A 23,106-nucleotide genomic window follows, 5' to 3' on the forward strand; every position below is an offset into this window, starting at 1 on the left:
CGGGCGGTCAGCGGACCGGGCACTGCCGGCCGCGCACTGCCGGCCGTGCCCGGACGCCCGTGCCGTGTGCCCCGACGCGCGTGCCGCCGGCCGCCCGACCCGGGCGTACGGGCGCTCAGCGGACCGGGTCGTCGACCCGCTCCAGCTTCCGGGTGCCCGCGGCGGTGCGGTAGGAGCGGACGTGCCGGCTGGTGGCGTGGGGGTCGGTCTTGTCGGAGACGGCGTAGTAGTCCATCTGCGCGTGCGCGGAGTCGAGGTGGAAGACGCCGTAGCCGTGCTGGTCGGACTCGACCCACTTGGCGTGCCGGTTCGCCGCGCGCAGTGCGGTGGCGACGATCGGCGAGATGGTGCCCTCCTTCGCCCGCAGATAGTCGTCGAGGTTGTCCGAACTCACCGAGGTCACCACGAACTCGGTGGCCGCGCTGCGCGAGAGCGGATAGGTGGCGGCGTGCTCGGGGACCTCGTTGGCCCAGGCCATGTGGATGTCGCCGGTCAGAAAGACGGCGTTGTCCACGTTCTTCGCCTTGAGATGGTCCAGCAGCTCGCGGCGGTCGTGGGTGTAGCCGTCCCACTGGTCGGGGAAGATCGAGAGCCCGCCCTCGGGAAGGCCGATGAGTTCAAGCAGCGGCTTGAGCAGGAAGGCGGGCAGCGAGCCGAAGGCGAGCGGCGAGATCATCACCGAGGTGCCGATCATCCGCCATCGCGCGCCGGGAGTGGCAAGTCCCGTCTTGAGCCAGTCCAGTTGGGCCCCGCCGGTGAGTGTGCGCTCCGGTGAGTCGGCGTCGCCGTCACCGATGCCGACCTGCTGGTCGCGGAAGGAGCGCAGATCCAGCAGGTGCAGATCGGCGAGGGTGCCGAAGCGCAGCCGGCGGTAGGTGGTGCCGCTGACCGAGGGGCGTACCGGCATCCACTCGAAGTACGCCTGCTTGGCCGCCGACACGCGTCTGCTCCACTCGCCCTCCTCCTCGGGCTGGTGGTTCTGCGCGCCGCCCGACCAGGCGTCGTTGGCGAACTCATGGTCGTCCCAGATCGCGATGACCGGGTGCGCGGCGTGCAGCGCCCGCAGATGCGGGTCGGTCTTGTACTGCCCGTGCCTTGTCCGGTAGTCGGCGAGGGAGACCATCTCGTGGGCGGGCTCGTGGGGGCGCACGACGGTGCCGCGGGTGCCGTACTCGCCGGTGGCGTACTCGTACAGGTAGTCGCCCAGGTGCAGCACCGCGGTGAGGTCGGTGCGCTCGGCGAGGTGGCGGTAGGCCGAGAAGTGGCCCGCCTCCCAGTTGGAGCAGGAGACCACGCCGAAGCTGAGCCGATCGGCGGCGGCGTCGTCGGCAGGGGCGGTACGGGTGCGGCCGGCGGGGGAGTGCACGCCGGCGGCGGTGAAGCGGTAGTGGTACGCGGTGTCGGGCTGCAGACCGCGCACATCGGCCTTGACGGTGTGGTCGGTGGCCGCGTCGGTGGTGATGCTGCCCTCGGCGACGACGTTGCTGAAGCCGCTGTCCTGCGCGACCTGCCAGCGCACGGGGGTCGCCTCGCCCTTGCCGGAGCCGGGCACCGCGTCGGGGGAGGGGGTCAGCCGCGTCCACAGCAGCACGCCGTCGGGCAGCGGATCGCCGGAGGCGGTGCCGTGCAGGAAGGCGGGCGCCTCCTCGCTCCCGGTGCCGTCCGGGCCGCTCCCGCGCTCCGCCGCACGTGCGGCGAGCGGGACGAGCGCGAGCCCGCCCGCGCCGGCAGCGGCGGCAACCACCGTACGGCGGCGAGGTGTTGAAGATCTGTCCGAGCGCTTGTGGTGGTCCCCGTTCGGCGTCATGGCGGAAGACTATGGCGGTTGGTGACCGGCGGGTAGGGCGCCTGTCCCGGCCGGGCCGGGATTCACCGGGCCTTCAACTCCCGGTTCGCGGAGCGGCGTTCGGGGTTCGACCTGCGGCGTGCGCGGTACGGGTCCGGGCGGCGCCCCTCCGAGGAGCGCAGAACGGGCCCGTCCGCGGCGCGGGGAAGTGGCGCGGGGAAGTGGCGTGGCGCGGTGCGGAATCCGGCAATTCGGCAGGAGAGGGCACCTGTATCGTTGCCGCAGGCCGGAACCGACCTGTCCGGCGCCGACCGGTGGGACGCCGGTGAGCGGGGCGGCCCGCGGCAGAGGTGGCGCACCACTTCCCCGGGCCGCGGAGGGGAACGAGATGAATCGTGGAACACGTCGTACGGCGACGGTCTGCGCGCTCGGGGCCGCGCTTCTCGGAGCGTTGAGCGCCCCCGCGCACTCCGCGCCGGCCAAGCGCGACGTCACCGTCCGCACCTCGGACTCGGCGGGCAGCGCCACCTTCGTCCACCACGGCGACAGTCTCCGGGTGTGCGATCTGAAGGCCGACGGACGACGGGTGGTCGGACGGCTGCTGTGGACCGATCTCAAGGGCAGCCACCACACTCTGACCGAGGACAGCAACGGCGCCGGGAACTCCTGCGCACGCCAGAGCTTCGACATCCCCGAGGGGACGCCGGTGACGATCAAGGTCTGTCTGAAGAAGGGCCCCAAGGGGATACAGGAGAAGTGCGCACTGGAGCGGGCCGTGGCCTGACCCCCGTGCCCCGGCGGGCCGTTGCCCCCGCCGAGACCTGCCGCACCCGCCCACCGCGCGGCACCCCGAGGGACGGCCCGAGCCGGCGTGCGCGCCACCGGATTCGGCCCGCGCACACCGCGGAGGGCGGTCTGCGCGGGCCGAGTCAACACACCTTCGGTTACTTCTCCAGCGCGCCGTGGACCATCTGCTCGAACTGCTGCGGCGCCATCGGGGCAGTGCCCTGACCGGTCTCGATCTTCTTGCCGTTCACCTTGAGCGACGGCGTGCCGGTGACGTCCTTGGCCGCCTCGAACTTCTTGTCCATGTTGACGGCCCACGGGTCGTAGGTGCCGTTCTTGACGGCCTTCTCGAAGGCCTTGTTGCCCTTCAGCTCCTCGACGCCCTGGGCCAGCTCGATCAGGTTCTCGTCGTCGCCGAAGTCGTCGCTGCGCTCCTCGGGGTGCTTGTCCTTGGAGTAGAAGATCTTCTTCAGCTCCATGAACGCCTCGGGGCTCTCGTTGAGCGCGGCGCCCAGCGCGCTGAGCGCGTTGCGCGAGCCGGTGCCCGCGATCGCCTCGGCGTCGTCGAGGAAGGTGCCGAAGACGTACTCCGCCTTGTACTTGCCGTCCTCGATGTCCTTGGAGACCGTCTCCCCGTTCGCCTGCTCGAAGCTGGCGCAGACCGGGCAGCGCATGTCCTCGTAGATCGTCACCGTGTTCTTGGCGTCCTTGTCGCCGATGACGATGTCGACGCCCTGCTTGCCCGCGGTGTTGTCGGGCTTCTCGTAGGAGGTGTAACGGCCGGCGGTCTTCTCGCCCTCGGCCACCTTCTCGGCGTCGTCCCAGTGCTTCTGGGCCTCGCTGGTGTCGTCCTTCATCATCTGGCTGACGGCGAAGCCCGCGCCGCCGATCAGCGCCAGGGCGCCGACGACCGCGGCGGCGACGGTGAGCTGCCGGCGCGCCTTCTCCCGCTTCGCCTGCTTCTCCCGCTCCAGACGCAGCCGCTCGCGTGCGACTCGCTTGGCTTCCTGGCTGTTGCGCTTGCTCATGGTCAGAACTCCGAGGTTTGTGAAGGTGTGGCCGGCAGGGCCGGTCAGAGGATGTGCCCGAGGGGGCGCGGTGCGTCAAGACCCCGGTGCGCCCGACGTGCGTCGGGGCGGGCACCACGGGGGTGGATGCCGCGGGTCGCGGTCGGGCGGGGTCAGGCGCAGAGGGCGAACTGCGCCGGAGGGCCCCTTCGCACCACGGAGTGGACCAGCAGCGGCAGAGCACCGGACAGGCGCGGTCGGTGCGCGGTGCGCACCACGTGCCTGCGCGGGGTCGGCGTCGTCGTGCCGAAGAGCAGGCGGAAGAGCGGGCTCACCAGCTGTACGGCCTCGGCGACGGCTGCGACCAGCAGCTCGCGCAGCGCCTGCTCGCCCCGCCACAGCCAACCGGCGGCGAGCAGGCCGACCACGATGTGGGCGCTCAGCAGCAGCCAGGGCGCCGCGGGGTGGTGGCCGAGAGCGGCGCCGGCCGGCTGGTCGGCGGCCAGGCGTGCCAACGGGGTGCCGAACTCGCCGCCGGTGCAGATGAGATGGACGCCCATCGAGCGCAGCGGTCCGACCACCGGCCCGCCGGCGGTGCCGTAGCAGGCCAGCTGTCCGGTGGTGAAGACCGTGTCCGCGGCGAGCTGGAGCGGCAGGAAGAGCGCCGCGATCGGCCAGAAGCCGCGTTCGCGGCCCGCGAGCGCGTAGGAGCAGGCGAAGACCACCAGCGCGACCGCGCAGAGCGGGATCAGCGGCACCGGAACGCCGGACAGCAGTACGTGGGTGCCCGCGGACAGCGTGACGCAGACCGCGGTGAACACCGCGGCCCGAGCTGCCCGGAAGGCCGGTTGTGGTCCGGGGGCCGGACCCTCGCTTCTCGCACCCATCGCAGGAGAGTGTGCCACGCGGGGGTGTAAGCGTCCGGTGAGGAGAACCGATCCGTGAGCGCACCGCAGCGCGACCGTGATCAACGCGCCGCGCGCCCCCGTCCGGCGGCGCCCGTCAACCGGGCGTCCACGGGCGGGCGTTCGACGCCGGACACCTCGCCGACCTGCGGGAATCCGTGTTGTCAGTCGGCCGCCGTAGACTTCCCCACGCCCAGGATCGACCCCGCCGGAGGTGGCTCGCACCGTGACCGACAAGCCGTTCACGCACCTGCACGTGCACACTCAGTACTCGCTGCTGGACGGCGCGGCGCGACTGAAGGACATGTTCAAGGCATGTGGCGACATGGAGATGTCCCACATCGCCATGACCGACCACGGCAACCTCCACGGCGCGTACGACTTCTTCCACCAGGCGACCGCCGCCGGGGTGACGCCGATCGTCGGCATCGAGGCGTACGTCGCGCCGGAGTCCCGCCGCTACACCCGGCCGGTCAAGTGGGGCGCCCCGCACCAGAAGCGGGACGACGTCTCCGGCGCCGGCGCGTACACCCACATGACGATGTGGGCGCGGAACCTCACCGGTCTGCACAACCTCTTCCGGGCCCAGTCCCGGGCGAGCCTGGAGGGCTTCTTCCGCAAGCCGCGCATGGACCGCGAGCTGCTGGCGGAGTACTCCGAGGGCCTGATGGCGACCACCGGCTGCCCCTCGGGCGAGGTCTCGACCCGTATCCGGCTCGGGCAGATGGACGAGGCGCTGAAGGCGGCCGGTGAGTTCCAGGACATCTTCGGCAAGGAGAACTTCTTCGTCGAGCTGATGGACCACAACATCGACATCGACCGCCGGGCCCGGGCCGGGCTGGAGGAGATCGCCCGCAAGCTCGACGCCCCCTTCGTCGTCACCAACGACTCGCACTACACCTTCGAGCACGAGTCCTCGGCGCACGACACCCTGCTGTGCATCCAGACCGGCAGCAACCTCTCCGACCCCGACCGCTTCAGCTTCGACGGCTCCGGCTACTACCTCAAGTCCGCCGCCGAGATGTACGCGATCGACAACTCCGACGCCTGGCAGCAGGGCTGCCTCAACACCCAGCGGATGATCGCCGACCGGATCGACACCGAGGGCATGTTCAAGCCGCGCAACCTCATGCCGCGCTTCGACGTGCCCGAGGGTTTCGACGAGGTGAGCTGGTTCCAGGAGGAGGTCAAGCGCGGGATGGCCCGCCGCTACCCCGGCGGCGTCCCCGCCGACCGGGAGCGCCAGGCGGCGTACGAGATGGGCGTCATCATCGAGATGGGGTTCCCGGGGTACTTCCTCGTGGTCGCGGACTTCATCATGTGGGCCAAGGAACAGGGCATCGCGGTGGGTCCCGGCCGCGGTTCGGCGGCGGGCTCGATCGTCTCGTACGCGATGGGCATCACCGACCTCGACCCGATCGAGCACGGGCTGATCTTCGAGCGCTTCCTCAACCCCGAGCGCCTGTCCATGCCCGACGTCGACATCGACTTCGACGAGCGCAGGCGCGGCGAGGTGATCCGGTACGTCACCGAGAAGTACGGGGCCGACAAGGTCGCGATGATCGGCACGTACGGCACCATCAAGGCGAAGAACGCGATCAAGGACTCGGCGCGGGTGCTCGGCTACCCCTACGCCGTCGGCGACCGCATCACCAAGGCGATGCCCGCGGACGTGCTCGGCAAGGGCCTGCCGCTGTCCGGCATCACCGACAAGGACCACCCGCGCTACAGCGAGGCCGGCGAGATCCGCTCGATGTACGAGAACGAGCCGGACGTCACCAAGGTGATCAACGCGGCGCGCGGCATCGAGGGCCTGGTGCGGCAGATGGGCGTGCACGCGGCCGGCGTGATCATGTCCAGCGAGCGGCTGATCGACCACGTCCCGGTCTTCTCCCCGAAGAACGACGGCGTGGTCGTGACCCAGTGGGACTACCCGAGCTGTGAGTCGCTCGGCCTGCTGAAGATGGACTTCCTGGGGCTTCGCAACCTCACGATCATGGACGACGCCGTCAAGGCGATCGAGAAGAACAAGGGCAAGGAGATCAAGCTCCTCGATCTCACCCTCGACGACCCGGTGACCTACGAGCTGCTCCAGCGCGGCGACACCCTCGGCGTCTTCCAGTTCGACGGCGGACCGATGCGGTCGCTGCTGCGGATGATGAAGCCCGACAACTTCGAGGACATTTCCGCGGTTTCGGCCCTCTACCGGCCGGGCCCCATGGGAATGAACTCGCACATCAACTACGCCCTGCGCAAGAACGGCCAGCAGGAGATCGTCCCGATCCACCCCGAGCTGGAGGAGCCGCTGAGGGAGGTCCTGGAGATCACCTACGGCCTCATCGTGTACCAGGAGCAGGTGCAGAAGGCGGCCCAGGTGCTCGCCGGCTACTCGCTCGGCCAGGCCGACCTGCTGCGCCGTGCGATGGGCAAGAAGAAGCCGGAGGTGCTGGAGAAGGAGTTCGTCAACTTCCAGAAGGGCGCCCGGGACAAGGGGTATTCGGACGAGGCGATCCAGGCCGTCTGGGACGTCCTGGTGCCCTTCGCCGGCTACGCGTTCAACAAGGCGCACTCCTCGGCGTACGGCCTGGTGACCTACTGGACCGCCTATCTGAAGGCGAACTACCCGGCCGAGTACATGTCGGCCCTGCTCACCTCGGTGCGCGACGACAAGGACAAGTCCGCCGTCTACCTCAACGAGTGCCGCCGGATGGGCATCAAGGTCCTGCCCCCGGACGTCAACGAGTCCGAGGCCAACTTCACCCCGCGCGGCGACGACACGATCGTCTTCGGTCTCACCGCGGTGCGCAACGTCGGCCAGAACGTCGTGGACTCCATCGTCAAGTGCCGCAAGGAGAAGGGGAAGTACTCCTCCTTCCCCGACTTCCTGGACAAGGTCGAGGCCGTCGTCTGCAACAAGCGCACCGTCGAGTCGCTGATCAAGGCGGGCGCGTTCGACGAGATGAGCCACACCCGCAAGGGGCTCAGCGCGCAGTTCGAGCCGATGATCGACAACGTCGTCCAGGTCAAGCGCAAGGAGGCGGAGGGCCAGTTCGACCTCTTCGGCGACATGGGCGACGCCTCCGCGGACGAGGGCCCCGGCTTCGGTCTGGACGTGGAGTTCTCCGAGGAGGAGTGGGAGAAGACCTATCTGCTCGCCCAGGAGCGGGAGATGCTCGGCCTCTACGTCTCCGACCACCCGCTCTTCGGTATCGAGCACGTGCTCAACGAGAAGGCCGACGCCGGTATCTCGCAGCTGACCGGCGGTGAGTACAGCGACGGCTCGACGGTCACCATCGGCGGCATCATCTCCGGCCTCCAGCGGAAGATGACCAAGCAGGGCAACGCCTGGGCCATCGCGACCGTCGAGGATCTGGCCGGTTCGATCGACTGCATGTTCTTCCCCGCGACCTACCAGCTGGTGTCCACCCAGCTGATGGAGGACGCGGTCGTCTTCGTCAAGGGCCGGCTGGACAAGCGCGAGGACGTACCGCGTCTGGTCGCCATGGAGTTGATGATCCCCGACCTCAGCGAGGCGTCCGCCAACGCCCCGGTGACGATCACCATTCCCACGGTGAAGATCACTCCGCCGCTGGTGGAGCGGCTGGGCGAGGTCCTCGGCCACCACCGGGGCGCCACCGAGGTGCGGGTCAAGCTCCAGGGCACGCGCAAGACGACCGTGCTGCGGCTCGACCGGCACCGGGTGACGGCCGATCCGGCGCTCTTCGGCGACCTCAAGGCGCTGCTCGGCCCGTCCTGCCTGGCCGGCTGAGCCCGGCCACGGGGCCCGGCGCCCGGTAGCTGCCCGCCCGGCAGCGGCCCGTACGCGCGAGTGAGGGGGCTCCCCGCCCGGGGAGCCCCCTCACTCGCTGCCGTCCGCCCCACAGCGGCCGGTGCCTCGCGCCCGTCCCGGCCGACCCGGCCCGCCCGCGCGGCCCGGAGACCCGCTGCGCGGGGGAGGGCTGCCGCACCGGCACCCGAGCCTGCCGCGCTGGCACGGGAGAGCCGGTCCGCGGGGTCGGCGCGCTTGCCGGCGGCGGGCCGACGCCGCCCGAGGACAGCCGACGGGACGATCAGTTGTGGCCGAACTTCTTCGACTGCCGCTTGCGCTCCATCTTGCCGGTGCCCTGCCCGGACTCCACCTGCTCCTCGGAGCTTCTGCCCTGCTCCTGCGTGGACTTGGCCCGGTCCTCGGGTCTGTGCGGCACACGGTTCTTGTTCTTGGCCATGCTGACCTCCCGGGTCCTCGGAACTATGGCCGAGTTCAGATTCGCATGACCCATCATTCTTCGCATATCGGTCACTTCGCCCTGTGCTGCGACTGTGAGGTTCGTTCCGGTCGCGCCGTGGACGTACGGTGCGGCTGTGGTCGGGCCGGATGCCAACTGCGGCCCGCCACGCCGAAGATCGAGTTCCGACAGTTAACGCCGGTTAGGGTCGGGCAGACTCGACGTGAATACGCCCTGGCCGCCCCGGTGGTCCGTGCGGTGAGACGAAAGTGGGTGGACCGTGGACCGTTGCGTCGTCCTCGTGGACGCCGGGTATCTGCTGGGCGCCGCCGCGAGTCTCCTCGCGGGCGAGCCCATGCGCTCCCGGATCACTGTCGACCACTCCTCGTTGATCCAGGGATTGCGCGAGCGGGCCGAGTCCGACACCGGCCGCGACCTGCTGCGGATCTACTGGTTCGACGGTGCGCCCGACCGGGTGCCGCAGCCCGAGCACCGGCGGCTGCGGGTCATGCCGCGCGTGACCGTACGCCTCGGCGCACTCACCCGCAGTGAGGGGCGTTGGGCGCAGAAGGGCGTCGACGCCGCCATGCACGCGGAGTTGACCGAACTGGCGCGCAACCGCGCCTGTTCGGACATCGTGCTGGTCACCGGCGACGGCGATCTGCTGCCGGGGCTGATGTCGGCCAAGGAGCACGGCGTCGCCGTCCATCTGTGGGCGGTGCAGGCGGCGGACGGCGACTACAACCAGTCCGAGGACCTCGTCGCGGAGGCGGACGAGCGGCGCGTCCTGGACCGGATGTGGATCACCCGCGCGGTGCGCGCCAAGGACGCCGCCGGGTCCCTCGCCCCGCAGCCCGCGACCAGGCCCGACATCGCGGCCATCCTCTCCGCGCCGCTGCCGGAGCCCCCTGCCGCCCCGGCGGAGAACGGCGGCGCGCCGCCCGCCCCGGAGCCGGTGCAGGAGGACGAGGACGACACCGAGCACAAGGGCGTCCCCACCCCCAAGGACCTGGCCGCGCTGGGCCGGCACACCGCCGCCCACCAGTCGCCGCCCTCGCCCGCCACGCTCCGGTGGTCCTCGGACAAGGGCTGGTCCGACCGCGGGGCCTCGCCGGAGTCCCCGGAGGTCGCCGGACTGCCCACCCTCGCCCAGCTCACCACCGCCGAGCAGCGCTGGGCGGACCGGGAGGAGGACATCACCACGGTCAGCGGCGACCCCTACGAGGTGGGCCAGGTCTTCGCCGGCCGCTGGATCATCCGGCTGGGGGGCCGCGGCGACCTCGGCCAGCTCTCCGCGCAGTACCCGCGCATCCCGCACCGCATCGACGGCGAACTCCTGCGCTACGCCGCCAGGTTCGGCCTTCTCGCGCACAAGGACGACCAGATCGACGAGGACGACCGGTACGCGATCCGGGCCGGCTTCTGGCGCGAGGTGAGCGACCGCACCGGCACCGAGCACCCCCCGGCCGCGGCGCAGGAGAGCCCGGGGCAGCGCTGAGGCCGGGTACGGTCGCCCCTCCGCGGGCGCGTACCCTCGTGATTCGTGGAGAACGGCGCACAGAAACTCAGCGAGGACGCGCGGGACACCGGCAGGGCCGACGGCTCGCCCGGAGGGCCCGCGGCGCCGTCCGTCGCGGTGGCGGTCACCGGCCTGGTGAAGAGCTACCCGGCCCGCCGGGCGCGTCGTGGACGTGCCGCAACCGAGGCCGTGCGTGCCACCGACCGCGTCGATCTGAGCGTCCGGGCCGGTGAGGTCTTCGGGCTGCTCGGCCCCAACGGCGCCGGCAAGTCGACCCTGGTGCGCCAGCTGACCGGACTGCTGCGGCCCGACACCGGACGCATCGAGGTGCTCGGCCACGATCTGGTGCGCCACCCCGACCGCGCCTCCCGGTTGCTCGCCTACCTCGGTCAGGAGTCCTCCGCACTGGACGAGTTGACCGTCTCCCTCGCGATCGAGACCACCGCACGGCTGCGCGGTCGCGACGCCGAACACGCCCGTGCGGAGACCTCCTCCGTGATCACGGAGCTGGGTCTGGGCTCCTTCGCCGACCGCGCGCTGCGCAGGCTCTCCGGCGGGGAGCGCCGGCTCGCCTGTGTGGGCGCCGCCCTGGTCGGCGACCGCCCGCTGCTGGTGCTGGACGAGCCGACGACCGGCATGGACCCGCTGGCCCGGCGTTCGGTGTGGGCCGCCATCGACCGCAGGCGCCGGGAGCACGGTACGACCGTGCTGCTGGTCACCCACAACGTGCTGGAGGCCGAGGCGGTGCTCGACCGCGTCGCCGTGCTCGACAACGGCCGCGTCATCGCCTGCGACACCCCCGGCGGACTGAAGGCGGTCGTCGGCGACGACGTGCGCCTGGACCTGGTGTGGCGCTCGGAGCCGCCCCTGGAGATCCCCGAGGTGGCCGCGCTGCGTGAGCACGCCCAACGCACGGGCCGCCGCTGGACGTTGCGCATGCCGCCCGAGGAGGCCCGCGCCGCGGTCGCGGCCGTCACGGGCGGTGCCGCCTTCGCGGCGCTCGACGACTTCACCCTCGCCACCCCCAGCCTGGAGGACGTCTATCTGGCGCTCGGTGGCCGTGGCGAGGGCCTGGTGCGGATGTGAGAACGTGTAGGCCGGGTCGACCCGGGGCAATCCGCCCCGCCGCCGCGGACGCGGTGGAGCGTCCGCCCGAGGGCCGTGAACCGCAGGGAAGGTACGGATCGAGAGCGTGACCACTCTTTCCTCGAGGACCGCCGCATCCCCGTCCGAGCCCACCGGCACCCGGGACTCCTCCGACGCACCCGCCGCTCCGGCGCACTCCGGCACCGTCGGCGCGGCCGGCTCCTCCGGCGCGGCCGGCTCCTCCGGCGACACGGGCGGCTTCGCCGGTACGGGCCCCGAGCAGCCGCTCGCACCCCGCGCCAGGCTGTGGCCCTCGCTCGGCGCCGTCTACCGCGCGCAGCTCTCCCGGGCGCGAGTGGCGCGCATCCCGCTGCTGTTCGTCGCCACCTTCCAGTCGGTCGGGATCATGATCCTGATGCGCGGTGTGGTCTCCGGCGGTCTCAGCGAGGAGACGGGTGCGGTGGTCGCCGGTGCCAGCGTGCTGGTGGTGGCCTTCGTCGGACTCAACCTGCTCGCCCAGTACTTCGGCACCCTGCGCGCCTCGGGCGGACTCGACCACTACGCCACGCTGCCCGTACCGCCCGCCGCGGTGGTGCTCGGCACGGCCGGGGCGTACGCCTCGTTCACCGTCCCCGGCGTGATCGTCACCGCGGTGACCGGGTGCGTGCTCTTCCAGCTTCCGGTGACCGGCCTGTGGGTGCTGGCGGCGGTGATCCCGCTCTCCGGCGCCGCGCTCGCGGGCCTCGGCGCACTGCTGGGCCTGCTCGCGCCGCGCCCCGAACTCGCCACGCTCTGCGGCCAGCTGGGGATGTCGGGTGCGCTGCTGCTGGGTGTGCTGCCGGCCTCCTCGATGCCGCTGGTGCTCCAGTGGGCCAGGGACCTGCTGCCCTCGACGTACGGGGTGGAGGCGATGATCGCGACCTTCCAGCCGGACCCGGACTGGGCGAACGTACTGCTCAACCTCGCGGTCAGCGCCGGCGTCGGCGTCGTCACCCTGGTGCTGGCCGCCTGGGCGTACCGCCGGGCCGCCGTCCGCTGAGCGCGGCACGCCGAACGGCGACGCGTCGTCCGCGTCCCGCCGTCCGAGCCGTGCCGAGCGCGGCACGGTCCCCGCAGCCGTGCGCGGACGCCGCGCCGGGCGTCCGGAAGCCGTCCGGCGGGCGGTGAGCGCCGCCCCCGTACGGGCGTCCCCCGCGGCGGGTCGGACGAGCGAGCCTGGCACGATGGCGGGGTGAGTTCACCCACCCCAGCATCCCCAGACGGTTCGTCGCAGCCCTACGACCCGTGGGGCGAGCGCTCCGCCGCCGCAGGCGCCGCGGAGCCCGGCGCCCCCGACGCCGACGACACCGGGCCGACCGGCCCCGGCGAGCTGCGCGACCTCGCACTGGTCGCCGTCCCGGTCACCCTCCTCGGCGTGCTCCTCGGACTGCTCTGGTGGTGGCTCGCCCCGCAGGTCCCGTACCTCTCGGACGGCAAGCAGGCCTTTCTGCTGAACTCCGAGGGCGAGGACACGATCGGCGTGGACGGCGTCTATGTCGCGCTCGCCGCCGGATTCGGACTGCTGAGCGGGCTGCTGGTCTTCCTCCTCCGCCGGAGCGGCGGCATCGGCGTCGTCGTCGGACTCGCCCTCGGGAGTGCGCTGGCCGCGTTCGTCGGACGTGTGGTGGGTTCGCTGCTCGGCCCGGACGCGGACCTCGCCGCCGCTGCGGCGCGGGCCGGACGCGGTGAGACCTTCGACGGGCCGCTCGAACTCAACGCCACCATCGCACTGCTGGTCTGGCCGCTGACCGCGCTGCTGGCCCATCTGCTGGTGACCGCGCTCTTCGGCCCGCGCGACCCGGAGCCGACCGTGCCCGTCCACACCGGTTGGGCCGCGGGCCCGGCCGCAGCAGCGCACCCCGGCGGGTACGGGCCGTACCAGGGCGCGGACGCCCCACCGGGCGCGCACCCGGAGCACCCGAACCACCCCGGGCACCCGGACCAGGCCGGGCACCCGGACCACCCCGGGCACCCGAACCACCCCGGGCACCCGGACCAGGCCGATGGGTCCCACCGGCACGGACAGCCGGACCAGCAGGGCCCGTACGGGGGGTACGGTCCGCCGGAGGCACCCGAAGGGCCCGGCCGTTCGTACTGAGCGCGCCCGCCGGGGCGACCGGTCGTCCGCGCCGAGCCCGGCAGGGCGCGGCCGTTCCCGACCGGAACGCGAGGAACGTCCCGCGAGGCTGAGCGCGTCGGCGCGCGTGGCACTCGTCGGCCGCTCGTCGGCGCTCCCAGGTGTCCCAGGTGTCCCTGGTGTCCCCGGTGTCCCTGGGCGGATCAGTCGCGGCCGATGGCGGCCGTGCGCGCCCCGGTGAGGCCGACCAGGTCGGCGGGCGCCAGCTCGATCTCCAGCCCGCGGCGTCCGGCCGAGACGCACATCGTGGGATGGTCCAGCGCGGAGGAGTCCACCACCGCGGGCAGCCGTTTGCGCTGGCCGAGCGGTGAGATGCCGCCGAGCACATAGCCGGTGGCGCGCTCGGCCGCGGCCGGCTCGGCCAGCTGGGCGCGCTTGCCGCCCGCCGCGGCGGCGAGAGCCTTGAGGTCCAGCGAACCGGAGACCGGTACCACCGCCACGGTCAGCTTCCCGTCGACCTCGGCCACCAGGGTCTTGAAGACCCGGCTCGGATCGAGGCCGAGCGCCTGCGCGGCCTCCTCGCCGTAGGAACGGAAGTCCTCCGCGCGCGGGTCGTGGGTGTAGCCGTGCACGGTGAAGTCGACCCCCGCCCGGGTGAGGGCGACGGTCGCCGGAGTGCCTGCTGCGGTCTTCTTGCGGGCCATGCGGTGCCCTCCCGGGGCGTGCGCGGTGGAAACGGACGGAGATGTGGCACGCCTGCACGGCGGGTGCACGGCGCGGTGACGGGCACCCCACGGTAATCCCGGCTCCCCGCCCGGGAGTTGCCGGCGCCGGGGGAGCGGCGTACGCCTCGCGCCCACCCGCAGGCACCGCGCGTACGCGCCCGACCCGGCCGACCCGGTCCGACGCACCGCGTGCCGAACTCCCCTCGGCAGGGCGTCAGTTGGGGGAGGTCGGCTGCTGGGTGAGGTCGGTGGCCGGGAGCGAGGGCAGCTTGCCGAGCAGCGCCGACTCGCGGCGCAGCAGCCGCAGTTCGTCCGCCAGCCGGGTCGCGGTGTCGGGCGCCTGGAGCAGCCGCTGCTTGGTCGGGGTGTCCAGCACGGAGGCGGCGGCGACGAGGTAGGAGATCACCGACGGGTCCTCCGGCAGCTCCTGCTCGCCGGAGAGGCTGCGCTCGTGGGCGCCCGCGAGCCGCTTCTGGTACGTGCGGAAAGCACGCAGCACGCCCTGCGAGAGCGCCGCGGCGCCGTCGCCGTCCTCCTCGGGCAACTCCTCGACCTCACCGACCAGGTACTCCCCGCCCGCGTCCACCGAGCGCAGGGTGAACCGGGTGGTGCCGGTCGCCAGCAGCTCGTACCCCGAACCGTCCTCCCGCTCCCGGATGTTCGAGGCGTCCGCGACGCAGCCCACGGAGAAGAACGAGTCGGCGGGGTCGGCGCCGAAGCCGTCGGCGGGACCGGCCGGCCGGTCCTCCTCGTCCGGCAGTCCGGACCCGGTGGGCGCGACCTCGTGCCCCTCCCGGATGCCGATGACGCCGAACTGCCGCGGCTCGTCCTCGGAGGTCTCCAGCAGCGCCCGCACCAGCGCCCGGTACCGCGGCTCGAAGATGCTCAGCGGCATCACAAGACCGGGGAAGAGCACGGTGTTCAGCGGAAACAGCGGCAGGTGCGTCGTCACAGTCGGGCAGCTTAACGGCAGTGGTGCGCCGCGGTGCGTCCACCGGCCCGCCACCGCCGCGGTGGGGCGCCGCCTCCCGCCGGGCGCGCCTGACGCGCGCCGCCTCCCGCCGAACGCGCACCGCCTCCCGCTGGACGCACACCGCCCCTCGCCTGTCGCACGCCGCCTCCCGCCGGGCGCACGGACCGACCGCGGCGCGTACGGGCGCGGCTCACTGCCTGCGCAGCAGGCGCGTGGTGCCGGCGGCGACCGTGGTGGCCAGCACCCAGCCGGCCAGGATCAGCCCGGCGGCGACCCACTGGTAGTGCCCCTCGGGTCGCCAGGCCGAGTCGTGGCCGAGGTCGATGACGGGCAGCAGCAGGTCGAAGGCGTAGAGCGCCGCGTCCCAGTGCGGGCCCTCGTCGCCGCGCGGCTCGGGCTTGTTGGCGCCGAAATAGAGCGTGCCGGAGGCCCAGAGCACCGCCATCCACACGGCCGCCAGGCCGGGTTTGTACCCGTAGGCGACCGTCCAGTCCTGGAGGTAGCCCCACAGCTTCCCGGCCAGCGGCAGGGTCTCGCGCCGCCGCCGCTGCTTGGCCAACAGCACGCGCCGCGCCTCGGCGTCCTCGCCGCTGTTGCGCAGCACGGTGGCCAACTGCTCGTAGGGCTCCGCGGAGTACTCGGGGGTCGCCGTCGCCACCCACCGCAGCCGTTCCTCCAGCGGGAACGGGCCGAGCGGGATCAGATGCTCGTAGCTGAAGCCGGCCATCCACAGGCCCTCGTTGACCGGCCAACTCGACGCGCGGTCCACGAGGTTGCCGACGGTGGCGCCGGAGAGCACCACCCGGCCGCGGCTGATCCGCTCCGGGGTGAAGCACAGCTCCGGCGTCTGCACCCGCCGCAACGACAGCTCCTGCCCGCGCTCCAGCACCACCCGGGCGCGGTCCAGCACCAGGGAGTCGCCGAACCGGCCGTCGTCCAGCTTCATCCCGCCCATGCAGTGGAAGTGCTGGAGCGGTGGGTCCAGTGGGTCGGGCGGCTCGACGGGCGGCGGCGGGGTGGTGCGGCCCGGCTGCGGGAAGCGGGTGCCGGTCGGGGGCGTCATGCTCAGCATGTGGCGCGCTCCGGAGGGTCCGAACGCGGCGAAGTGCGCGAACCGCTCCACCTGCAACTGCGGGGCGTGCAGGGCGTACGGGCCGCGTCGGTTGCTCAGCTCGCTGCCGTACATGAAGAGCGAGCCGCCCACCCGCGCCCCGCGCATCGACACCTCACCGCTGGCCAGCAGCAGGCTGGCCTGGAGGTCCTGACCGACCGTCAACCCGTCGGCGGCCACCGCGCGTCCGCGTCGGCCGCCGGAGACGGTGACCTCGTTCATCATCAGGTCGGTGCCGATGCTCGCGTCGGTGAGCCGGATGCCGCCGGGGACGGTGCAGCGCGGCAGATGCAGATCACCGTCGGTGCTCACCCGGGCCGCCTCCAGCCGCGGGATGCGGCAGCCGACGAACCGGCCGGTGCTCAGCCGGCACTCGGCGAGCAGCACCTCCTCCTCGAAACGGCAGTGCCGCAGCTCGAAGAAGGGCTGGACCGAACCGCCGGACAGATCGAGCCGCCCGATGATCTGGGCGCCCGCCAGATGCAGTGCGGCGACCCTGCCCAGCAGCGGCGGCGGGCCGTGGAGCAGCAGCAGCGCGATGATCCGGGCGCGCACGGTGCGGCGCTCGCTCCAGGGCCGGACGCCGTTCGGATCGTCCTCGACGAGATCGCCGGTGCGCAGGTCGTAGCTGCTGCCGTTGCGGAACGCCTGCCACATCGCCCATTCCGTGGGGGTCAACCGCAGCGCTGCCGGCGGCTCGCCGTCGTCCAGCGGCTCGCTCACTCCAGGTCCCCCACTCTCGACATCCCCCTGCTCCCACGAACCCACCGCGTGACGGGCTCGACGCCGACGGTCAGCGGCCTCGTCCCGACACCTGTATCACGCTCTGATACGACGAGCTTTCCCCCTTCGCACGTCTGCGACACTGGGTGACGTGCTGCAAGCAATCTCGCTGGACCGAATCGATCTTCGCGGCGCCGCCTCTGCGGACGGTGTCGACCGCGATCTGCTTCCCCGCGCCGAACTCGACGTGGAGGCCGCCCTGGAGAAGGTGCGGCCGATCTGCGAGGACGTGCACCATCGCGGCACCCGGGCCCTCATCGACTGCGCACGCCGCTTCGACGGCGTGGAGTTGACCGAGGTCAGGGTACCGGCAGCGGAGATCGAGAAGGCACTCGCCGAGCTCGACCCCGCGGTGCGGGCCGCGCTGGAGGAGTCGATCCGCCGCGCGCGGATCGTCCACCGCGAGCAGCGGCGCCAGGACACCACCGTCGCGGTGGTGCCCGGAGGCACCGTGACCGAGCGCTGGGTGCCGGTCGAGCGGGTCGGTCTGTACGTCCCCGGTGGTAACGCCGTGTATCCGTCCTCGGTCGTCATGAACGTCGTGCCCGCGCAGGAGGCGGGGGTTCGGTCGCTGGCCGTCAGCTCCCCGCCGCAGGCCGCCTTCGGCGGGCTGCCGCACCCCACGATCCTGGCCGCCTGCGCGCTGCTCGGAGTGGACGAGGTGCACGCCGCGGGCGGAGCCCAGGCGATCGCCATGTTCGCCTACGGGACGAGCGAGTGCGCGCCGGCCAGTCTGGTGACCGGTCCGGGCAACATCTACGTCGCCGCGGCCAAGCGGCTGCTCAAGGGCCGTATCGGCATCGACGCCGAGGCCGGCCCCACCGAGATCGCGATCCTGGCCGACGACACCGCCGAGCCCGCGCACGTCGCCGCCGATCTGATCAGCCAGGCCGAGCACGACGTGCTGGCCGCCGCCGTGCTGGTCACCCCCTCCACGGCGCTGGCCGAGGCGGTCGACGCCGAGCTGACGCGGCAGGTCGCCGCGACCCGGCACCGCGAGCGGGTGGTCGAGTCGCTGACCGGCCGCCAGTCCGGCGTCGTGCTCGTCGACGACCTGGACCACGGCCTCGCGGTGGTGGACGCGTACGCCGCGGAGCACCTGGAGATCCAGACCGAGCGCGCCGCCGAGGTCGCCGCCCGGGTGCGGAACGCCGGCGCGGTCTTCGTCGGCGCCTACGCCCCGGTCTCGCTCGGCGACTACTGCGCCGGGTCCAACCACGTGCTGCCGACGGGCGGTTGCGCCTGCCACTCCTCGGGCCTGTCCGTGCAGTCTTTCCTGCGCGGCATCCACGTCGTCGACTACGACCGGGACGCGCTCGCCGAGGTCGCCGGCCATGTCGTCACCCTCGCGGAGGCCGAGGACCTGCCGGCGCACGGCGACGCGCTGAAGGTCCGCTTCGGCGGAGAGGTCCCGGGGCGATGACACGCATCGAGGAGCTGCCCGTCCGGGACGAGCTGCGCGGCAAGTCGCCGTACGGCGCACCGCAGTTGGACGTCCCCGTGCGGCTGAACACCAACGAGAACCCGTACCCGCTGCCCGAGCCGCTGGTGGCCCGGATCGCCGAGCGCGTCACCGAGGCCGCGCGTGAGCTCAACCGGTACCCGGACCGCGACGCGACCGAGCTGCGCGCCGGGCTCGCCGCGTACCTGACCCGCACCGCCGGGCACCGGGTCGGCCCCGACGGCGTCTGGGCCGCCAACGGTTCCAACGAGATCCTCCAGCAGCTGCTCCAGGCCTTCGGCGGACCGGGCCGCACGGCGCTCGGCTTCGAACCGTCGTACTCCATGCACGCGTTGATCGCCCGCGGCACCGGCACCGGCTGGCTCTCCGGTCCGCGCCGCGAGGACTTCACCATCGATGTCGACGCGGCCGCGGCGGTCATCGCCGAGCAGCGTCCGCACGTGGTCTTCGTCTGCTCGCCGAACAACCCCACCGGCACCGCCGTCGCCGCGCGGACGGTGGTCGCGCTCCACGACGCCGCGCAGGCCGCGCGCCCGGACAGCGGTGCGCTGGTGGTGGTGGACGAGGCGTACGGCGAGTTCAGCCACCATCCCTCGCTGCTGCCGCTGATCGAGGGCCGGCCGAACATGGTGCTCTCGCGCACCATGTCCAAGGCGTTCGGCGCGGCCGGGCTGCGGCTGGGCTATCTCGCCGCCGATCCGGCGGTCGTGGACGCCGTGCAGCTGGTGCGGCTGCCGTACCACCTCTCGGCCGTCACCCAGGCCACCGCGCTCGCCGCGCTGGAGCACACCGATACGCTGCTGGGGTACGTCGAGCAGCTCCGGGCCGAGCGTGACCGCATCGTCGCGGAACTGCGCGCCGCCGGCCTCGAAGTCACCGACTCGGACGCGAACTTCGTCCAGTTCGGCCGCTTCGAGGGCCCCGCCGCCACGAGCACGCTCCCGCTGACGGCGCACGAGATGTGGCAGGCCCTGCTGGACAGAGGCGTGCTGGTCCGGGACAACGGCGTACCCGGCCGGCTGCGGGTGACCGCGGGCACGCCGGCGGAGAACGACGCGTTCCTGGACGCGGTACGCGCAGTGACGAAGGAGAACAACCGATGACCCGCGCAGGCCGGGTGGAACGCACCACCAAGGAAACCTCCGTCGTCGTGGAGCTGGCGCTCGACGGCACGGGCAAGGTCGACGTCACCACCGGAGTCGGCTTCTTCGACCACATGCTCGACCAGCTCGGTCGGCACGGCCTCTTCGACCTCACGGTCAAGACCGAGGGCGATCTGCACATCGACAGCCACCACACGATCGAGGACACCTCGCTCGCGCTGGGCGCCGCGTTCCGGCAGGCGCTCGGGGACAAGCGCGGCATCGTGCGCTTCGCCAACTCCTCGGTGCCGCTGGACGAGTCGCTGGCCAACGTCACCGTCGACCTCTCCGGCCGTCCCTACCTCGTGCACAGCGAGCCCGAGGGAATGGCCCAGATGATCGGCCCCGACTACGACACCACGATGACCCGGCACATCCTGGAGTCCTTCGTGGCCCAGGCGCAGGTCGCGCTGCACGTCCACGTGCCGTACGGGCGCAACGCGCACCACATCGTGGAGTGCCAGTTCAAGGCGCTCGCGCGGGCACTGCGCTACGCCAGCGAGATCGACCCGCGGCAGACCGGCATCCCCTCCACCAAGGGCGCTCTGTGAACACCCTCTCCACGCTGCTGATCTTCGTGGGCCTCTTCCTGCTGGGCGGGGCCATCTCCTTCTGGAAGCAGGACATGCCCAAGGGCGTGATCGTGCTGCTCGGCCTCTGCTCGGCGATGGCGTTGGCCGCCGGCATCATGCGACTGGAGTGACGTGATGAACACCGCCAGGAAGCGGGTCGTCGTCTTCGACTACGGCTTCGGGAACGTGCGCTCCGCCGAGCGGGCGCTGGCCAGGGCCGGCGCCGAGGTGGAGATCACCGGCGACTACGACCGGGCGATGAACGCCGACGGCCTGCTGGTGCCCGGCGTCGGCGCCTTCGGTGCCTGCATGGCCGGGCTGAAGCAGGCGCGCGGGGACTGGGTCATCGGCCGCCGGCTCTCCGGCGGTCGCCCGGTCATGGGCATCTGCGTCGGTATGCAGATCCTCTTCTCGCGCGGCGTCGAGCACGGAGTGGAGGCCGAGGGCCTGGACGAGTGGCCCGGCACGGTCGGCCCGCTGAAGGCCGACGTCGTACCGCACATGGGCTGGAACACCGTCCGGGCTCCGGAGGGCAGCGCGCTCTTCGCCTCGCTGCCCGGCGACGCCCGCTACTACTTCGTCCACTCCTACGCGGCGCACGAGTGGGAGATGGAGGCCCTCAGCGCCTCCATCCGCGCGCCCCTGGTCACCTGGTCCACGCACGGCGAGGACTTCGTCGCCGCCGTGGAGAACGGTCCGCTGTGGGCCACCCAGTTCCACCCCGAGAAGTCCGGCGACGCCGGAGCACAGCTGCTGACCAACTGGATCGAGAGTCTTTAGATGAGCGCCGCACTTGAGCTTCTGCCCGCCGTCGACGTACGGGACGGCCAGGCCGTACGCCTGGTCCACGGAGAGTCCGGATCGGAGACCTCCTACGGCGACCCGCTCCAGGCCGCGCTCGCCTGGCAGAGCGCCGGGGCCCAGTGGCTGCACCTGGTCGACCTCGACGCGGCCTTCGGCACCGGTGACAACCGCGAGCAGATCGCCGAGGTCACCCGCTCCATGGACATCAGGGTCGAGCTGTCCGGCGGCATCCGGGACGACGACACACTGGCCGCGGCCCTCGCCACCGGCTGCACCCGCGTCAACCTCGGCACGGCCGCGCTGGAGAGCCCCGAGTGGGTCGCCAAGGTCATCGCCGAGCACGGCGACCGGATCGCGGTCGGCCTGGACGTGCGCGGCACCACGCTGCGCGGACGCGGCTGGACCCGTGACGGCGGCGATCTGTACGAGACGCTGGAGCGGTTGAACGCCGAGGGCTGCGCCCGGTACGTGGTCACCGACATCAACAAGGACGGCACCCTCCAGGGCCCGAACCTGGAGCTGCTGGCCGGAGTCTGCGCCGCCACCGACCGCCCCGTTGTCGCCTCGGGCGGCGTCTCCTCCCTGGAGGACCTGCGGACCATCGCGTCCCTGGTGCCGCAGGGCGTGGAGGGTGCGATCGTGGGCAAGGCGCTTTACGCGAAGGCGTTCACCCTCGAAGAGGCACTGGAGGCGGTTTCGGCATGACCATCGAGCGCGTGCAGTCCGACAGTCCGTGGGAAGAGTCGATCGGGTTCGCGCGCGCGGTGGCCGCGGGGGACCGGGTGCTGGTCGGCGGCACGACGCCCTTCCGGGGCGGGGTGCTGCTCGGCGAGGGCGACCCGTACCTGCAGGCGAGAGCCGCGGGCGAGAACGCCCTGGCGGCGCTCGACCGTTTCGGCCTCGGTGCCGACGCGGTCGTGCGCACCCGGCTGTACATCACCCACAGCCGTGACGTGGACGCGGTCAGCAGGGCCCACAAGGAGCTGTTCGACGCGGCGCGGCCGGTGTGCACGCTGGTCGTGGTCTCCGGCTTCGTGGACTCCCGCATCCTGGTCGAGATCGAAGTCGAAGCATTCCGAGGATCGCAAGGAGCATAGGTCCGTGACGCTGGCCGTACGAGTCATTCCCTGCCTGGACGTGGACGGCGGCCGGGTCGTCAAGGGCGTCAACTTCCAGAACCTGCGCGACGCCGGGGACCCGGTCGAGATGGCCGGGGTCTACGACGCCGAGGGCGCCGACGAGCTGACCTTCCTCGACATCACCGCCTCCTCCGGGGACCGGGAGACCACCTACGAGATGGTGCGCCGCACCGCCGAGCAGGTCTTCATCCCGCTCACGGTGGGCGGCGGCGTACGCACCCCCGAGGACGTCGACCGGCTGCTGCGGGCGGGCGCCGACAAGGTCGGTGTGAACACCGCGGCCATCGCCCGGCCCGAGCTGATCCGGGAGATCGCCGAGCGCTTCGGCCGACAGGTGCTGGTGCTCTCGGTGGACGCGCGCCGCTGCCGGGAGGACTCCGAGCACCCGCCGACGCCCTCGGGCTTCGAGGTGACCACACACGGCGGCCGGCGGGGCACCGGGATCGACGCGGTCCAATGGGCCGAGCGGGCGGGGGAGTTGGGCGCCGGCGAGATCCTGCTCAACTCGATGGACGCCGACGGCACCAGGGCCGGGTACGACACGGCGATGATCGCCGCGGTGCGTGCCCGGGTCGGTGTGCCGGTCATCGCCTCGGGCGGCGCGGGCAGCCCGTCCGACTTCCCGCCCGCGGTGGAGGCGGGCGCCGACGCGGTGCTGGCGGCATCGGTCTTCCACTTCGGCGATCTGCGGATCGGCGAAGTGAAGGAGACCCTGCGCACGGCCGGTCATCCGGTGCGCTGATTCCCTCGCCGGGCGGCCCCGTGCCGTACACCTTCGGGCTGTGTCCCCGTGCGGATGTGCGCCGGGGCCGAGGCATGTGCGTGCCGCGGCCGACCGTCTGCGGCCTGCGGCCTGCGGCCTGCGGCCTGCGGCCTGCGGCCTGCGGCCTGCGGCCTGCGGCCTGCGGCCTGCGGCCTGCGGCCTGCGGCCTGCGGCCTGCTGCCCGCTGCCCGTCGACGGGCG

21 protein-coding genes are annotated in these 23,106 nt (G+C 72.3%); 14 read left to right on the forward strand and 7 right to left on the reverse strand.

Features of this window, described 5'->3' with window-relative positions; translation table 11 throughout:
* Window positions 1–115: 115 nt before the first annotated feature.
* Complete coding sequence (locus MTQ01_RS10250) at window positions 116–1,807, reverse strand: alkaline phosphatase (RefSeq protein WP_247488801.1); 1,692 nt, start codon at window positions 1,805–1,807, stop codon at window positions 116–118.
* Between the two features lie 367 nt (window positions 1,808–2,174).
* Between MTQ01_RS10250 and MTQ01_RS10255 the strand changes: the two genes are divergently transcribed.
* Entirely contained in the window at window positions 2,175–2,570 is a 396-nt protein-coding gene (locus MTQ01_RS10255) for a hypothetical protein (protein ID WP_247488803.1), read from the forward strand.
* 160 nt (window positions 2,571–2,730) lie between these two features.
* Here the strand turns inward: MTQ01_RS10255 and MTQ01_RS10260 are convergent, their stop codons facing one another.
* Together MTQ01_RS10260 and MTQ01_RS10265 are read right to left on the reverse strand one after the other, a co-directional pair.
* Window positions 2,731–3,600: a thioredoxin domain-containing protein gene (locus MTQ01_RS10260; RefSeq protein ID WP_247488805.1), complete on the reverse strand. Its 870-nt coding sequence runs from the start codon at window positions 3,598–3,600 to the stop codon at window positions 2,731–2,733.
* Window positions 3,601–3,752: 152 nt separating this feature from the next.
* Complete coding sequence (locus MTQ01_RS10265; RefSeq protein WP_247488807.1) at window positions 3,753–4,466, reverse strand: hypothetical protein; 714 nt, start codon at window positions 4,464–4,466, stop codon at window positions 3,753–3,755.
* Window positions 4,467–4,710: 244 nt separating this feature from the next.
* On the opposite strand from MTQ01_RS10265, the gene dnaE reads away from it, so the two are divergent.
* Entirely contained in the window at window positions 4,711–8,253 is a 3,543-nt protein-coding gene (dnaE, locus tag MTQ01_RS10270) for a DNA polymerase III subunit alpha (protein WP_247488809.1), read from the forward strand.
* 301 nt (window positions 8,254–8,554) lie between these two features.
* Here dnaE and MTQ01_RS10275 read toward each other — a convergent pair whose 3' ends face one another.
* Complete coding sequence (locus MTQ01_RS10275) at window positions 8,555–8,710, reverse strand: hypothetical protein (RefSeq protein ID WP_247488811.1); 156 nt, start codon at window positions 8,708–8,710, stop codon at window positions 8,555–8,557.
* Between the two features lie 280 nt (window positions 8,711–8,990).
* Between MTQ01_RS10275 and MTQ01_RS10280 the strand changes: the two genes are divergently transcribed.
* From MTQ01_RS10280 to MTQ01_RS10295, 4 genes are all read left to right on the forward strand, one after another.
* Complete coding sequence (locus MTQ01_RS10280) at window positions 8,991–10,208, forward strand: NYN domain-containing protein (protein ID WP_247488813.1); 1,218 nt, start codon at window positions 8,991–8,993, stop codon at window positions 10,206–10,208.
* Between the two features lie 138 nt (window positions 10,209–10,346).
* Window positions 10,347–11,315 (forward strand): ABC transporter ATP-binding protein, encoded by a 969-nt coding sequence (locus MTQ01_RS10285; protein WP_247489204.1) that lies wholly within the window; start codon window positions 10,347–10,349, stop codon window positions 11,313–11,315.
* Between the two features lie 106 nt (window positions 11,316–11,421).
* A complete protein-coding gene (locus MTQ01_RS10290) occupies window positions 11,422–12,354 on the forward strand; it encodes an ABC transporter permease (protein WP_247488814.1) in 933 nt (310 codons plus the stop codon).
* A gap of 192 nt (window positions 12,355–12,546) precedes the next feature.
* A complete protein-coding gene (locus tag MTQ01_RS10295) occupies window positions 12,547–13,452 on the forward strand; it encodes an ABC transporter permease (RefSeq protein ID WP_247488816.1) in 906 nt (301 codons plus the stop codon).
* Between the two features lie 182 nt (window positions 13,453–13,634).
* Here MTQ01_RS10295 and ybaK read toward each other — a convergent pair whose 3' ends face one another.
* The 3 genes from ybaK to MTQ01_RS10310 all read right to left on the reverse strand — a co-directional run bounded on the left by ybaK (window position 13,635) and on the right by MTQ01_RS10310 (window position 16,963).
* Complete coding sequence (ybaK, locus tag MTQ01_RS10300; RefSeq protein ID WP_247488818.1) at window positions 13,635–14,135, reverse strand: Cys-tRNA(Pro) deacylase; 501 nt, start codon at window positions 14,133–14,135, stop codon at window positions 13,635–13,637.
* A 235-nt stretch (window positions 14,136–14,370) separates the two neighbouring features.
* Complete coding sequence (locus tag MTQ01_RS10305) at window positions 14,371–15,108, reverse strand: LON peptidase substrate-binding domain-containing protein (RefSeq protein WP_247488820.1); 738 nt, start codon at window positions 15,106–15,108, stop codon at window positions 14,371–14,373.
* Between the two features lie 211 nt (window positions 15,109–15,319).
* A complete protein-coding gene (locus MTQ01_RS10310; RefSeq protein WP_247488822.1) occupies window positions 15,320–16,963 on the reverse strand; it encodes an oxidoreductase in 1,644 nt (547 codons plus the stop codon).
* A gap of 151 nt (window positions 16,964–17,114) precedes the next feature.
* On the opposite strand from MTQ01_RS10310, the gene hisD reads away from it, so the two are divergent.
* From hisD to hisF, 8 genes are read left to right on the forward strand one after another with little or no spacing between them, the layout of a single operon-like run.
* Entirely contained in the window at window positions 17,115–18,446 is a 1,332-nt protein-coding gene (hisD, locus tag MTQ01_RS10315) for a histidinol dehydrogenase (protein WP_247488823.1), read from the forward strand.
* Window positions 18,443–19,588: a histidinol-phosphate transaminase gene (locus MTQ01_RS10320; RefSeq protein WP_247488825.1), complete on the forward strand. Its 1,146-nt coding sequence runs from the start codon at window positions 18,443–18,445 to the stop codon at window positions 19,586–19,588. Before hisD ends, MTQ01_RS10320 begins: the two co-directional genes overlap by 4 nt.
* Window positions 19,585–20,178 carry an imidazoleglycerol-phosphate dehydratase HisB gene (hisB, locus tag MTQ01_RS10325; RefSeq protein WP_247488827.1) on the forward strand — a complete coding sequence of 198 codons (594 nt, stop codon included), beginning with the start codon at window positions 19,585–19,587 and terminating at the stop codon, window positions 20,176–20,178. The genes MTQ01_RS10320 and hisB overlap by 4 nt, the downstream gene beginning before the upstream one ends.
* Complete coding sequence (locus tag MTQ01_RS10330; protein WP_247488829.1) at window positions 20,175–20,330, forward strand: hypothetical protein; 156 nt, start codon at window positions 20,175–20,177, stop codon at window positions 20,328–20,330. The genes hisB and MTQ01_RS10330 overlap by 4 nt, the downstream gene beginning before the upstream one ends.
* Before the next feature lie 4 nt (window positions 20,331–20,334).
* Window positions 20,335–20,979 (forward strand): imidazole glycerol phosphate synthase subunit HisH, encoded by a 645-nt coding sequence (gene hisH / locus MTQ01_RS10335; protein WP_247488831.1) that lies wholly within the window; start codon window positions 20,335–20,337, stop codon window positions 20,977–20,979.
* Entirely contained in the window at window positions 20,980–21,708 is a 729-nt protein-coding gene (priA, locus tag MTQ01_RS10340; protein WP_247488833.1) for a bifunctional 1-(5-phosphoribosyl)-5-((5-phosphoribosylamino)methylideneamino)imidazole-4-carboxamide isomerase/phosphoribosylanthranilate isomerase PriA, read from the forward strand.
* Window positions 21,705–22,100: a RidA family protein gene (locus MTQ01_RS10345; protein WP_247488835.1), complete on the forward strand. Its 396-nt coding sequence runs from the start codon at window positions 21,705–21,707 to the stop codon at window positions 22,098–22,100. The genes priA and MTQ01_RS10345 overlap by 4 nt, the downstream gene beginning before the upstream one ends.
* Before the next feature lie 4 nt (window positions 22,101–22,104).
* On the forward strand, window positions 22,105–22,884 hold the full coding sequence (gene hisF, locus MTQ01_RS10350; RefSeq protein WP_247488838.1) for an imidazole glycerol phosphate synthase subunit HisF: 780 nt from the start codon (window positions 22,105–22,107) through the stop codon (window positions 22,882–22,884).
* The last annotated feature ends 222 nt before the right edge of the window (window positions 22,885–23,106 follow it).

The sequence above is a fragment of the Streptomyces sp. XM4193 genome, assembly GCF_023072595.1.
GTDB lineage: Bacteria > Actinomycetota > Actinomycetes > Streptomycetales > Streptomycetaceae > Streptomyces.